Annotated in this window: 13 protein-coding genes; 2 read left to right on the forward strand and 11 right to left on the reverse strand. The window is 69.5% G+C overall.

Annotated elements, in window-relative coordinates:
* Window positions 1–178: 178 nt before the first annotated feature.
* From ACZ63F_RS40545 to ACZ63F_RS40555, 3 genes are all read right to left on the reverse strand, one after another.
* Window positions 179–703, reverse strand: coding sequence for a hypothetical protein (locus tag ACZ63F_RS40545; RefSeq protein ID WP_469718830.1), 525 nt, complete (start codon window positions 701–703; stop codon window positions 179–181).
* 61 nt (window positions 704–764) lie between these two features.
* A complete protein-coding gene (locus ACZ63F_RS40550) occupies window positions 765–2,177 on the reverse strand; it encodes a S8/S53 family peptidase (protein WP_469718832.1) in 1,413 nt (470 codons plus the stop codon).
* 799 nt (window positions 2,178–2,976) lie between these two features.
* On the reverse strand, window positions 2,977–3,132 hold the full coding sequence (locus tag ACZ63F_RS40555) for a hypothetical protein (RefSeq protein ID WP_469718834.1): 156 nt from the start codon (window positions 3,130–3,132) through the stop codon (window positions 2,977–2,979).
* Between the two features lie 191 nt (window positions 3,133–3,323).
* On the opposite strand from ACZ63F_RS40555, the gene ACZ63F_RS40560 reads away from it, so the two are divergent.
* Window positions 3,324–4,106, forward strand: coding sequence for a FadR/GntR family transcriptional regulator (locus ACZ63F_RS40560; protein WP_469718836.1), 783 nt, complete (start codon window positions 3,324–3,326; stop codon window positions 4,104–4,106).
* Here ACZ63F_RS40560 and ACZ63F_RS40565 read toward each other — a convergent pair.
* Genes ACZ63F_RS40565 through ACZ63F_RS40590 form a run of 6 tightly spaced genes read right to left on the reverse strand, consistent with a single transcriptional unit; the run spans window position 4,091 to window position 9,702 of the window.
* Entirely contained in the window at window positions 4,091–4,927 is an 837-nt protein-coding gene (locus tag ACZ63F_RS40565) for an amidohydrolase family protein (protein WP_469718838.1), read from the reverse strand. The genes ACZ63F_RS40560 and ACZ63F_RS40565 overlap by 16 nt on opposite strands.
* On the reverse strand, window positions 4,924–5,262 hold the full coding sequence (locus ACZ63F_RS40570) for an L-rhamnose mutarotase (protein ID WP_384273579.1): 339 nt from the start codon (window positions 5,260–5,262) through the stop codon (window positions 4,924–4,926). Before ACZ63F_RS40570 ends, ACZ63F_RS40565 begins: the two co-directional genes overlap by 4 nt.
* On the reverse strand, window positions 5,259–6,440 hold the full coding sequence (locus ACZ63F_RS40575; protein WP_457682963.1) for a mandelate racemase/muconate lactonizing enzyme family protein: 1,182 nt from the start codon (window positions 6,438–6,440) through the stop codon (window positions 5,259–5,261). Before ACZ63F_RS40575 ends, ACZ63F_RS40570 begins: the two co-directional genes overlap by 4 nt.
* A gap of 31 nt (window positions 6,441–6,471) precedes the next feature.
* Entirely contained in the window at window positions 6,472–7,374 is a 903-nt protein-coding gene (locus ACZ63F_RS40580) for a carbohydrate ABC transporter permease (protein WP_469718841.1), read from the reverse strand.
* A 2-nt stretch (window positions 7,375–7,376) separates the two neighbouring features.
* On the reverse strand, window positions 7,377–8,330 hold the full coding sequence (locus tag ACZ63F_RS40585; protein ID WP_469718843.1) for a carbohydrate ABC transporter permease: 954 nt from the start codon (window positions 8,328–8,330) through the stop codon (window positions 7,377–7,379).
* A gap of 1 nt (window position 8,331) precedes the next feature.
* Window positions 8,332–9,702, reverse strand: a complete 1,371-nt coding sequence (locus ACZ63F_RS40590) for an ABC transporter substrate-binding protein (protein ID WP_469718845.1) — start codon at window positions 9,700–9,702, stop codon at window positions 8,332–8,334.
* 800 nt (window positions 9,703–10,502) lie between these two features.
* On the opposite strand from ACZ63F_RS40590, the gene ACZ63F_RS40595 reads away from it, so the two are divergent.
* On the forward strand, window positions 10,503–10,646 hold the full coding sequence (locus tag ACZ63F_RS40595) for a hypothetical protein (RefSeq protein ID WP_469718847.1): 144 nt from the start codon (window positions 10,503–10,505) through the stop codon (window positions 10,644–10,646).
* Window positions 10,647–11,034: 388 nt separating this feature from the next.
* On the opposite strand, the gene ACZ63F_RS40600 is transcribed toward ACZ63F_RS40595, so the two are convergent.
* The gene (locus ACZ63F_RS40600; RefSeq protein ID WP_469718849.1) at window positions 11,035–11,796 is read right to left on the reverse strand and encodes an SDR family oxidoreductase; all 762 of its coding nucleotides are present in this window, start codon (window positions 11,794–11,796) and stop codon (window positions 11,035–11,037) included.
* A complete protein-coding gene (locus tag ACZ63F_RS40605; protein ID WP_469718850.1) occupies window positions 11,793–12,812 on the reverse strand; it encodes a zinc-dependent alcohol dehydrogenase in 1,020 nt (339 codons plus the stop codon). The genes ACZ63F_RS40600 and ACZ63F_RS40605 overlap by 4 nt, the downstream gene beginning before the upstream one ends.
* Window positions 12,813–12,908: the final 96 nt, after the last annotated feature.

Raw genomic sequence — 12,908 nt, forward strand, 5'->3', positions numbered from 1 at the left:
CTGCCCCCTGCCCGAAAACCACAACGGCGGGGGGGCGTGGGGGTTGTCGGGAGAGAAGGAAGCCGTCGGAAACGCCACCTGCGTCCGGGTTGTGTGCCCGGCCCCCCCCCCCCCCCCCCACGATCATGGTGGATCACACCGCCCGAGGCCGCGCGTCATGGACGCCCGCGGGCTACGGTCAGTGCTGCTCTTCCTGGCCCAGGCCGATGCCGGTCGTCCAGGACGTGATGTACACGCCGCCCTTGTAGATGTCGGTGGTGCCGGGGAAGAGGAAGCTCGTCGCACGGCTGCTGCCGTCGGGCATGGCCAGCCGGAGCCCGCTGACCTGCGCCTTGTTCTCGGGTGCGTCGGGGACCGAGTAGGCGATGGTCGTGTGCAGCGGCGAGTCCGGGCGCAGGACGAGGGTGCCGCCGCGGCCGTTGACGGTCACCGGGATCTTGTCGGTCTGGTCCGGCGGAGAGCTCAAGGTGATCAGCGGGGTGTCGCTGAGGCGGCAGGTGATGCCGTCGTGCGCGAGCAAGGTCAGGTCGAAGCTGCGGTGGCTGAGACCGTAGGAGTAGCCGCCGAAGTAGAACGAGACATTGCCGGTGGTGCAGGGACGTACGGCGGGCTTGGCGGGGCTGGCGCTCGCCATGGCGGAGCCGGTCAGGAGCATGACGGACAGGGCCGCCGCTACGGCCGTGGCCCGGGTTCTTCTGCGCATGGGGAGGGGTCCTCTCGTTTTCGTCGGGGGATACCGGATCAGGGGTGCGGGATGAGGTGCGTCAGAACGCGCTGAGACCGTGGGGCATACCGACTCCGGTCAGCCCGTCCCAGCCGGGGCCTGCGGTGCACAGCGAGCCGCGGATCCCGGGGTAGTCCGCGCACTCGTGGTAGTCCTCGTTGGTGCCGCCGGTGACGTCGCTGAAGCCGGACGCCGGGGCCTGGTACAGAGTGTTGGGTCCCTGGACGGCGGAGAGATGCCCGGCGCGGGCGTACAGACCCGCTATGTAGGGCGCGGAGGCGCTGGTGCCGCCGACGATGGTCCAGTCGTAGGGTTCGCCGCTGCTCGGCGCGTAGGTGTCGTAGACGGCCAGGCCGGTCGCCGGGTCGGCGTCCGCGGAGACGTCGGCGGCCGCGCGGTGGTGGCCGCAGGCGGCGGTGACCGCGGCGGGCTGGCCGGTGGCCGCGGTGAAGTTGGTCTCGCAGCCGCTGCCGGCGGCCCACCAGCCCGTCGCGGGAGCGTCGGCGGGCAGGGTGACGCCGCCGACGGCGGTCACCGAGGGCAGGTTGGACGGCCATGCCTGGTGGATACCGCCGTTGAAGCCGGAGTCGCCGGTGGAGGCGGTGATCGCGATGCCCTTGTGCCTGAACGCCTTGAGAGAGGCGCCGCTGGTGTTGGTCACGTCCGCGGTGTAGCCGTAACTGATGCTGATCGCCGAGGCGCCGGCGGCCACGGCCGTGTCGACCGCCTTGGCGAAGTCGCCGGTGGAGACGTCGTTGTCGTCCTCGCCGTCCTGCCAGGGCACGGAGATCTCCAGGAGGTGGCAGGTGGGGCACGCCGCGGAGGCGGCGTCGAGGTCGAGCGAGGTCTCGACGGCGACGTCCTCCTCCAGCGCCGCCCCGGGACCGCTCTTCTGCGGTGCGGGCTGCTTGCCGCCGGTGTAGTTCTTGAGCGTCAGGCAGCCGGACGCCGTGCCGCAGGCGGGCAGTCCGAAGGCGGCACGGTAGGTGGCCAGGTCGGAGGCCAGGGTGGCGTCGACGCCCGCGTCGATGATCGCGATGGTCGCGGTGCTCTTCGACTTGGCGGGCAGGCCGTAGGCCCTGGCGAGGTCCTGCGGCCCGTAACCGGCGGGCGCGGACGCGCGCAGCGGAGTGGAGCCGCCCTTCTTTTCCGTGACGATCTGGCCCGCGCACCGGGGGCAGACGCTGCGCGTGCCGTGCGCGTCCAGCAGGGACCCGGTCCGCACCTCCTGCCGCAGCCGTGCGATCGGATCGCCGCCGCCGTCGGTGGCGGCGGCCGGCCGTACGGTGCCGCCGCTCGCGGGCGGCGCGGCCACGGCCTGCGCGGAGGACGGTGCTCCGGCCAGCAGGGCGGAGACCACGATCAGGGCGGCCGCTCCGCCGGTCGCCCGACGGCCGCCGACGATCGCGCGTACGCCCGTGCGCAGGGCGGTTCTTCCTCTTCTACGATCCACGGATCCACGGATCCCTTCTGCGTTCCACTGATGGGGTGCGACGCGAGACGACGCGTCATGCACGTGTGATCCACACCGACGCGGAAGAGTTCGCCGGACGGGCAACTCTTTTTCTGGCAGAGCGTCATGCATGCGCTCCGTAGGTCGAGTCAAGGGCGCCCGGGAGTAGGCCCCGGCCGTCAGCGCGACGGCACCGGAGACCAACTACCTTCAAGAAGGACTCGTTCGCCGCGCGGGCATCACCGCCATCGGTCCACGGTCGCCGGGTGCGGTGAAAACGAGCGAACGAGCAGGCACTCCCACGGCTCCAGGCGTCGGACGCCCGCCGGGTGCCGGGTGCCGGGTGCCGGGAGCGGGCCGGGCCGGGGCGGTGCCGAGGCTTCGATGGCCGCGACCGGCGGAAAGTCCGGACGGAACCGAGAGCTGGCGAGATGCTCGCGAAACGGGAGCAACGCCCACCGGGATGGTCATCTGGCACACCCTGGACCGATACCCGCGGTCTGTCGGGCAGCTTTGCGGTGGTCGTTGCGCGCCGGGAGCACCGTCGCGCACGACTGCAAGGACAGAACCCACCTGACACTTCGCGATTAGAGACCCAGGCTCACCGCCCCGCGCCGCACGGCGGTGGCCGCAGCGACCCTGGCGCTCGTCGGCTCCGTGACCGGAGCGGCCGGCGCCGGCCACGGGCACGGCCACATGGCACCGGGCGACTGCGTGGCGAAGCCAGCAGGCCGATGAGCAGCTTCCATATCCCCTTGGCGCGCGGCCAGTTGGGCGCTGACCGTGTATACGGCGGTCGTCACTGGGCGATGGCTGCGTCCCGGCCGGGCGGCGGCTCCTCTTCGCCGGATTCCGAGACCCGGATCGCCGTGCGCTGGAGCCGGTTGGTCAGCACGCCGACCGTCAGGCCCGGGTAGCCCACCTGCGCGGACCAGCCGAACAGCGTGGCCGGCACATCCTCGATGCCGGTCTGGGATCAAACGCATGAACGAGTTGCCGCCGGACCGCCCGCGCCTGCGTGCCGCTGCCGATGGCTTCGAGGCTGTACTCGTGAACGCCTCCGCGATCCGGACGTTGAACGTCGACGACGTGTCGTGGACCGGGAACTCTTCGACCGCAAATTGATTGAGCGATAAGGTCACGCCTATGCCATCCGAGTCGCAGCCCGCAACCGGCCTGTTCCCGCGACGCCTGCCCGCCAGCCGCTTGGGTGTGGCAGTCGTTTCCGAGCTCGTCGACCTCATCGTGACGGGCCAGTTGAAGGAAGGCGAGTTGCTGCCCCCGGAGGGTCCGCTGAGCGAACACTTCGGCGTGAGTCGTACGGTGCTGCGTGAATCGGTGAAGCGGCTCGAGGAGAAGGGCCTGGTGATCGTTTCCCAGGGGCGCGGCACCCAGGTGCGGGCGCCGGGGTACTGGAACATGCTCGACCCGGTGGTGCTGTCCGCGTTGATCGACAACGACGCGACGCTCGGTGTCCTTGACGAGCTGACGATCGTGCGGGCGAGCCTCGAGTCGGCGATGGCGGGCGCGGCGGCCGCTTCTCGCAGCGCAGATGGGTTGAGGCGGCTGGAGAACGCGTTGACCACGATGCGTGAAAGCGAGTCCGAGACGGACTCGTTCCGGCAGGCGGATGTGGTGTTCCACTACGCACTCATGGAGATCTCCGGCAACCGGCTGGCGGAGAACATCGCCAAGCATCTGTACAAGCGAGCCGTGGAGTCCAGCCGCTACCAGGGCATCGATCCCCCTGATGCGGTCGCGCTGACGCTCGAGGAACACGCGGCGATCGTCGATGCCATCTCGAGGAAGGACGTCGCCGCGGCCCAGAAGGCGATGCACGATCACATCCACGTCTCGTGGGAGCGTCGTCGGCTGCCCGACCACGCGCCAAGGGAACGTGGTCGGGCGATCGATCAGGAGAGCGAGTAGGCGTCGGCGGCACTGCCGCCGAACACCCGCGCGCGTTCCGAGGGGGAAAGCCCCTCCAGCAGCGTCTCCAGAGCGGACTTCCAGGACCCCGCTCCGCCGCCCAGTTCGGCCAGCGGCCAGTCGGATCCGTAGAGCAGACGCTCGGGGCCGAAGGATTCGAGGGCGATCGTCACCGGTGCGGCTAGATCGTTCGCGCGCCATGATCCGGGGGCGAGGCCCGAGGTGAGTCCAGAGACCTTCGCGACGACGTTCGGCTGCCGCGCGAGCTCCCGCAGCCGGGACGCCCACGTTCTCCTGTCCCGCCCGGGCTCGGGCGGACCGCCCAGATGATCGAGCACGAAGCGGAGTCCGCCGTGGCGCGCGGCCAGGCGGGTCGCCTGCGGGAGCTGCCACTCACGCACGACGAGGTCGAAGCAGAGGCCCTCCTGCTCGAGGACGGTGAGGCCCGGACCGATCTCCTCGCGCGTCAGCCACTCCGGGTCCGGGTCGATGTGGACCAGATGCCGGACCCCGACGACGGGGACAGCGGCGTTCTCGCGGATCCGGTCGAGCTGGGGTCCGACCTCCGCCGCGAGGTCGACCCACGCGACGAGGCCGACGACGGCCGGCGAGTCCAGCCCGGCGAGCCGGATGCTCTCGTCGAGGCTGTTGCTCGACTGCACCACCACGGCACCGCCGAGACCGGTCGAGTCCAGCATCCCGCTCAGATCGGGGGCGCCGAAGTCGCGGGCGATCGGCGCCATGGTCTCCGGGTCGATCCAGTCCTGCGGGTCCACGGCCCGGTTCCACAGGTGCACATGGGCGTCGATGCCCGCACTCATGCGAGGTGCCACACTTCCTCGACAGGCTGCCACAGCGCCCCGGGATCACGCTCCTCCGCGATCCTCACCTGGCACGGGTCGGTGTGCGTCCACCATTCCTGCGAAGCGGGGTCGTCGGCGATCCGCCGCATGTCCGCCTCGTGGTCGTCGCCGACGTACTCGTAGTAGGCGAACAGGATGTCGCCGAAGATGAAGATGCTGTAGTTGCGCACGTTGCACTCGGTGAGCTTGCGTTCGACGCTCGGCCAGACGGCGCGGTGCAGCGCCAGGTACTCCTCGCGCTTGTCGGGCCGCACACCCACGACGAAGGCCCTGCGCTCGGGTCGACGGGTCATCGGGTCCGGCCTCCGCGGTGCGTCGGGTCGTCGATCACGTCGGGTTCGGCCACCAGCCGCAGGCCGGCGCGTTCGGGCCGGATGTGCGGGCCGGTCGCCGCGGGCCGGGGTGGAGCGGCGTCGGCCGGTGACATCCGGGACTCGTCGACGACGATCCCGATGCCCGGGCGATCGCCCAGGACGATGCCTCCGTCGTCGAACTGCTGGTCGACGTCGAGACCGAGGGGGAAGTGCAGGTCCTGGACTTCGAAGGTCAGCAGGTTCGGTACGGCCGCGGCGGCGTGCGCCACCGGGTTCGCGTTGTACGCGACGGGGCTCACCGGCAGGTCGTGGGCGTGGGCGAGCGTCGCGACGCGGAGGAAGTGGGTGATCCCCCATACGTTGCCGACCTGCACGATGTCCACCGCGTTGGCGTCGAGCAGAGGGCGGTACTGCTCCAGTCCGGTCAGGTTCTCGCCGCTGGCGATCGCCGCGCGCACCTTTCCGCGCAGCGAGGCCATGCCGGCAGCATCCCATCGGCGCAGCGGTTCCTCCACCCAGGTGAGGTCCATGCGCTCCTCGATGGCCGCGACATACCGGGCCGCCTGGGCGTGGTTCCACGACTCGTTGGCGTCGAACATGAGCGCCGGCCGGCGGGAGTTGCGGCTCAGGACGTCGCGCATGATCTCCAGCCGGGGCAGGTCGCGGTCGAGGTCGCGGCCGCCCTTCAGCTTGCCGGCCTTGAACCCGCGGTCCGCGAACCGGCCGTAGAGGACCGCGAGGTCCTCGTCGGTCAGGCCGTACTCGAGACCGGACGCGTATCCGGGCACGAAGCGCTCGCGGGCTCCGAGGGTCCGCCAGAGCGGCTCGTCGGCGGCCTTGGCCTTGATGTCCCACAGGGCCATGTCGACGGCGCCGACGGTGCCGAAGGTGGATCCCGAGTGACCGGCCTTGAACACCCAGTCGAGCATGCTGTCGTAGAGCGCCGTGACCGAGCGCGGGTCGTCGCCCTCGATCGCGGGGAAGACACGGGCGATGTCGGCATGGGCCCCGAGGCCCACTCCCTCGATTCCGCTGTCGGTCTCGATGATGAGGACGGGGACCGGCGTGGCGTGGCCCGGCTGGACACCGTTGACGTCCCCGGTGATTCTGCCCCAGTCGTGAACGGTGTTCAGACTGCGGTACCCGGTGATCTTCATCGGCGGTGGGTCTCCTTGCAGAGGGGAGTGGTCATTCCTTGGTTCCTCCAGCTGTCATGCCTGCGACCAGGAAGCGCTGGGAGAACAGGAAGACGACCAGGACGGGCAGGATCGACACGATCGTCCCCAGTGCCAAGGTGGGCAGCTGGACGGAGTCGGATCCCGCGGAGCTGGGATTGAAAGCCGGGGTTGACGCCAGGAGCGAGGTGAGCCCGACCTGGATCGGATAGCCGTCGCTCGAAGGCAGCATCACGAACGGGAGGAAGAAGTTGTTCCAGTTCTGTACGAAGCTGAAGAACGCCACCAGGGCGACGACCGGGGCGGCCAGCGGAAGGGCGACCCGGGTGAAGACCTGGAATCCGTTGCAGCCGTCGATGCGCGCGGCGGCGAGGATGTCACGGGGGATGCTGGTCGAGAAGTAGATGTAGGTGAGATAGACGCCGAACGGGAAGAACGACATGGGCAGGATCACCGACAGCGGGCTCCCGATCAGGTTGACGCTGTTCAGTTCGAGGAAGATGGGCAGCACCAGCGCGGTGTTGGGGATCAGCATGACGACGAGCGTCAGCACCAGCAGCGCCTGCCGAAGCCTGAACTCCGTGAGCGCGAGGGCGTAGCCGGCGGGGATGCTCACGACGAGCGTGATCACCAGAGCGCCGATCGCGTACAGCGCGGAGTTCCCGATCCAGGTGGTCACCGCACCGTCCTGGAAGTCGAACAACTGGTGCCAGTTGGCGGCGAGGTCCGACCACGACCCGAGCGAGAACGGGTCCGAGACCACGAGGGACTTCGAGGACTTCGTGACGGCGAGCAGCAGCCAGACGATCGGGACGGCGAAGAACAGGACGAAGACGACGAGGACGACGCCTGCGAGGGACCGGCCGCTCCACCCGCTGAGGCTCGGCCGGCGGCGTGCGGCGGAGAGTGCTGCCATGGTCATTCCTTCTCGAACAGGCCGCCGCGGGTCACGAACACCCAGGACAGCAGGAGTGCGACGACCAGCAGGATCAGCGAGATCGCGGCCGCGCCGTTGAAGTCGTTCTGCTGGAAGGCGTACTGGTAGGCCAGCTGGTTGAGCGAGTAGTCGTTGGGCACCACCGCGTTGCTGGCCTGGCTGAGCAACTGCGGCTCGACGAACAGCTGGGTGCCTGCCGCGAGCGACATGACGCCCATGTACGCGACCCACTTGCGCAGCATCGGAAGCTGGATCCGCAGTGCGATCTGGACGGCGTTCGCCCCGTCGATGCGGGCGGCCTCGATCACGTCGGTGCTGATGTTGTTGAGGGCGCCGTACATGATGAGGACCCATCCGCCTGCTCCGGTCCAGAACGCGATGATCGCGAAGATCGCCGGAAGGTGGCCGGGCTGGATCACCTGCACGAAGCTCTCGAACCCCATCGCCTTGAGCAGACCGCTGACCGGGCTCGCGGTCGGGTCGAGGACGAAGAGCCACAACAGGACGCTGGACGCGCCCGCGAGCGCGCCGGGCAGGTAGTAGACGAAGCGCAGGGTCGTGCTCACCCACCGCACGCCGATGGCGTGGACCACCAGCGCCAGGCCGACGACGAACACGACCAGGCCGAGGAGCCAGATGACGAGATAGGCGGTCACGTGGAACACGGCCGGCCAGAACCGGAAGTCGCCGACAACCGTGGTGAAGTTGTCGATTCCCGCGAATCCGCCGTCGGCGTTCGTGAAGGCGAGGACCACGGCGTAGAGCGACGGCGCGATCCCGAAGACGACGGTGAGCAAGGCGTAGGGCGAGACGAAGAGATAGCCGATCGGACTGCGAGCGGAGGCGCGGCCGGCCGCCCGGCCGCTGCCCCGGCCCGGCCGCCGACGCCCGGCAGCGTCAACGGCCGGCCGGCCACCCGGAGGAGCCAGGGTCATTTCAGTTCACCTTGTATCCGTTGACCTTGGCCTGGTTCTCGATGGCCGTCTGCCAGGTCGGCAGCAGGTCCACGATCGACTTGCCGCCGGTGACCCCCGGGGTGATCGTCTTCGCCCAGATCGCCTCCTGGCTGAACATGGGGTAGCCCCAGCCGTCCCAGACCTGCGACGCCGCGGTCACGATCGGCTGCAGCGGGGTGGCGTAGTACTTGCTCGCCTCCTGCTTTGCGACCCACTTTTGCGCGGCGGGCGCGTACGCCGGGTAACCCGGTGCGACATCGACCTGGTACGCGTCGGCGGTGGTGACGAACTGGACGAACTTCTCGGCGGCCTTGAGGTTCTTCGAATGGCTGGAGACGAACCAGGTTCCGCCACCCACGTTGCCCGTCACCGCTCCGCTCTCGCCCTTCCACGGCAGCGGCGCGGCGACGCCGAGCTGGCCGGCCGGCACGTTGAGCGACTGGGGGTTGTTGAAGATCGCGCCGGCGTACCAGGCCGGACCCGGCATCATCAGCACCTTGCCCGAGTACTTCTTCAGGAACTCGGGGGTGAACACGCTGACCACCGGCACGGTTCCGTTGTCACGGAGGGTGTCGAGCAGCGAGGCCGCCCGCCTGCACTCGGTCGAGTCGGTCTTCACGGTGAGGGACTTGGGGCCGGGCACGTCATTGGCCTGGCACTTGCTTCCCCACATGAACACCTCCGGCGTCCAGGCGTCGCCGGCCGTTCCGACGATGTAGCCGGGGTGCTCCTTGGCGACCTTCTCACCGAGCGCCTGGTATTCCTCCCACGTGGTGGGGACGGCGTAGCCGAACTTGTCCAGCAGGGCCTTGTTGTACCAGAGCACCGCCTGGGCGAGGTCGTTGCGCAGGCAGTACAGGCGGCCGTCCACCGTGCAGGGGTTGAGCGAGCCTTGGGTGAAGTTGCCGAGTGTGCCCTTCGGGACCAGGCCCTTGTCGAGCACAGCCGCGAACGCCTGCTTGCCGCCGCTCTTCTGACTGGCCCACGCCGCGTCGTTGTTCTGGCTGGAGAAGACGACGTCGGGCCAGCCGCTGCCGGCGCGGTCGAAGAGCTGCATCTTCGTCCGGAAGGAGTTGGACCCGTTGGCCGACCCGTCATAGGTGACGACCTTGATCTTGATGTCCGGGTTCGCCGCTTGGAACGCCTTCGCGGCGGCTTGTCGGTCCGCGTCCACCCAGACGGTGATCGTCGAGGAGGCCTCCTGCTTGGCCTCGGGAAAGCCATACGCCCCGTTCACGGAGCTTCCTCCGCCCCCGCAACCGGCGAGGGTGAGGAGCGCCGTCGCGGCGCACGTCACGGCGACGGTCGACGCTCTACGGCGCGAACGCACCCCTGTGTGGATTCCGACCATGAGATGTCCCTTGTCCTGTCGACTTCGTTGACGACTCCGCGCCGAGGACTGTAGAGCATACGTATTATGTTTGTCACGAGCTCGATACGTATCACTTTGAGCAGCTGCTGCCGGTGAGATCTTGGGGGTACGCAGCGAAGGGCGGCCTGGTGACTGCCGTAGGCTTCGGGTCTGAAGGCAGGTTCTCCTGGCAACTCGGGCCTGCTGAAGCCGACCGCGATCAGGAGACGCTCAACTCGGCCCCGCGACGCGCGATTGAGTCGCCCTTGACGGACGCGGAGTGGCCGTGTCCAGTCGCTGCCGACGGCGTCGGCCGCAGGGCCGGCGTGTGCAAGCCGGATGCGTCCTGTCACCGGGCGACGCCGGAAGCGATCCGCCATCTCGCAGCAGGGGTATCGGTCCTGATGGGCGCCGGCGCCCGGCAAGCGACTACGAACGTCGCACCACCGGCGCCGAGGCGATGATCTGCCGGCCGATGACCTGGCGCATGACCCGCCGCCTCGCTCGAGCGGATGTCCCGGCAGGAAACACCGGTCGGAGTCATCGAATGCGCAGCCGCCGCGGGGGACGAACAACGACGGTCCGAGACCGTGACGGACAGCAGCGCCATGGCCGCTTTCCCGCAGACTGCCGTGCCGCAGCCCGTCTCGACCCCGCAGCCTCCACCGTTCGGCCCCCGTCCTGCGAAGTCCCCCGTGCCAGAACGGGTGCCTCGCACACATTCGAGGCACCCAACCGCGTGCGGCACGCCACGACATGGACGCCGCGTCTGTCGGTGCCGTGGCCACAGCCTGGAACGCGTGCCGCATGCCCTGTGCACCGACGTGGTCACAGCCGTCCGCCTCCCGGCACCCTCCCACCCGTGGGAGATCGGCGCCCGGCTCACCTCGCTCGAGGCGTCCCCGTATACGGTGATGGATATCGAGCGCTCCTGCGTCGACTGAGCGCCGACGCCCTGCGCGAGCCGGCCGCCGTGACCCGAACGCGGCGCAGGACTATGCCGACGCCTGCCTTGCCGCTGCCGGGAATGCCGAACGGTTGAGGCAGCACTGGCGGTGGTGAACGCTCGGAGCGGGGGATGAGGGTGGCGGCCAGGCCGTCGTCGGCTCGCGCCGGTCCGGCGCACCGGTGGGACCGCACCCTTGTGGCTGGGGATGCGCCTCTCCCTGAACAGCGGGCCGGTCGGCGCGTCGGGACCGACGACGACCCGCACGCCGACACCTTGCTCTCGCACGTCGCGAACGACCCGCCGGCCGAAGGCGCCGGCTCCGACTCGTCCCACGAGACCGCCGCGGTGCCGAGTCGGCTGAGGGCCAGGGCAAGGGGAGAGGCTTATCGACCGAGCCAGCCACCGTCGACCGGCAGGATCGCCCCGGAGACGTAACGCGCGGCGTCCGACGCCAAGAACACAGCAGCGCCCGCGACGTCCTCCGCTGTGCCCCACCGCCCTGCCGGGATCCGCTCGAGGATCGCGCGGGACCGGTCGGGGTCGTCCTGAAGCGCTTGGGTGTTGTCGGTCGCGATGTAGCCCGGGGCGATGCCGTTGACGGTCACACCGCGTCCGGCCCACTCGTTCGAGAGCGCCCGGATCAGTCCCGCCACGCCGGACTTGGCTGCCGCATACCCCGGCACGTTGATACCGCCCTGGAACGAGAGCAGGGAGGCGGTGAAGACGATGCGCCCGTGCTGCGCCTCCAGCATCCGCCGTCCGAGAATCTGGCTGAGCACGAAGGTGCTCGTGAGATCGACTTCGAGCACCTCGTCGAACCATTCGAGGGGGTGCTCGGCTGCGGGAGCGCGGCGGATGGTCCCGGCGTTGTTGACCAAGATGTCCACCGGGCGCTCGCCTGCGGCGAGTTCCTCGGCGAGCCGGGTCACCTGCCGCCTGTCCGCGAAGTCCACGCGGTGTCCCGAGAACTCACGGCCGAGCTCGCGCACGCGGTCGCCGACGGCCGATGAGGCCGGATCGAGGGTGGCGGAGAGTCCGACGATGTCGGCGCCCGCGGCGGCCAGAGCCTCGGCGACGGCGAATCCGATGCCCCGCCTGGCCCCCGTCACGACGGCCAGGCGCCCGGTCAGGTCGAACAGGCTCATGACGCGCTCACCTCGACGAGCAGCTTCATCGCCTGCCCGGTCTCAAGGAGGCCGAAGGCCGATTCCACCTCTCTCAGGGGGACGGTGCCCGTGATGAGTTTCTCGGCCGGGACGGCACCCTCGGCCAGGAGCTCGATGGCGCGCTCGAAGTCACGGCGTTGATAGACCCGTGCACCGAGCAACCTCAGTTCCCGCCAGAACACGCGGTGCAGGTCGACGGGCCGCGGTTGCGCATGGATGGCCACCACCACGAGCGTGCCGCGGACCTTCGCCAGGCTGGTGGCGCCGAGCACGGCGGCGGCCGAGCCGGAGACTTCGAACACGACGTCCGCTCCGGCGCCGTTCGTCCACTCCTCCACCCAGGCGACCTGGTCGACCGACAGGGGGTCCAGCGTCGTCAGCCCCATCTCCTCGGCGGCGGCCCGGCGGGTCGGGTCGATCTCGGCGATCACGACCTCGGCACCGAACGCGGCGGCGACGATCGCGATCAGAACGCCGATCGGGCCCGCACCGATGACGACGGCCTTGTCGCCTCCGGCGAGTTCGGAACGCCGTACGTCGTGAACGGCCACCGCGACGGGCTCCACGAGCGCGGCGTCTCGCAGCGAGATCCCCGAGGGCAGCCGCACGAGTGTCGACGCCGGTACGTTCCAGTACTCCTGAAGGGCTCCGGGGCTGTCGATGCCTATGAAGTCCAGGTTCTGGCAGATGTGCTCGTTCCCCGCACGGCAGGCCGGACAGGTGCCGTCCCAGGCCAGCGGCATGACGGTCACCGCATCGCCCACCGACCAGCCTTCCACGCCGGCGCCGAGGGCGACGACCGTCCCCGACATCTCGTGTCCGATCGTCGCCGGCTTGCCGACCCGGCCCTCCATGTCCCCGTGGAACACATGGAGGTCCGTGCCGCAGATTCCGACGTACGCCACGGCGACTCGGACCTCCCCCGCACGCAGCTCAGCCGGTTCCTGCTCCTCGACGGTCATCGTGCGGGCACCCACGTAGCTTGCCGCCAACATACCGATCGGCTCCTCCTCGCCATGTCGCAGGCCGCGCCGGCCTCCGGGGGTTGCGCAGCCTAGCATGAAACATAATACGTATGCTGTCGTGGTAGA

This window comes from Streptomyces sp. NPDC104761 (genome assembly GCF_055583445.1).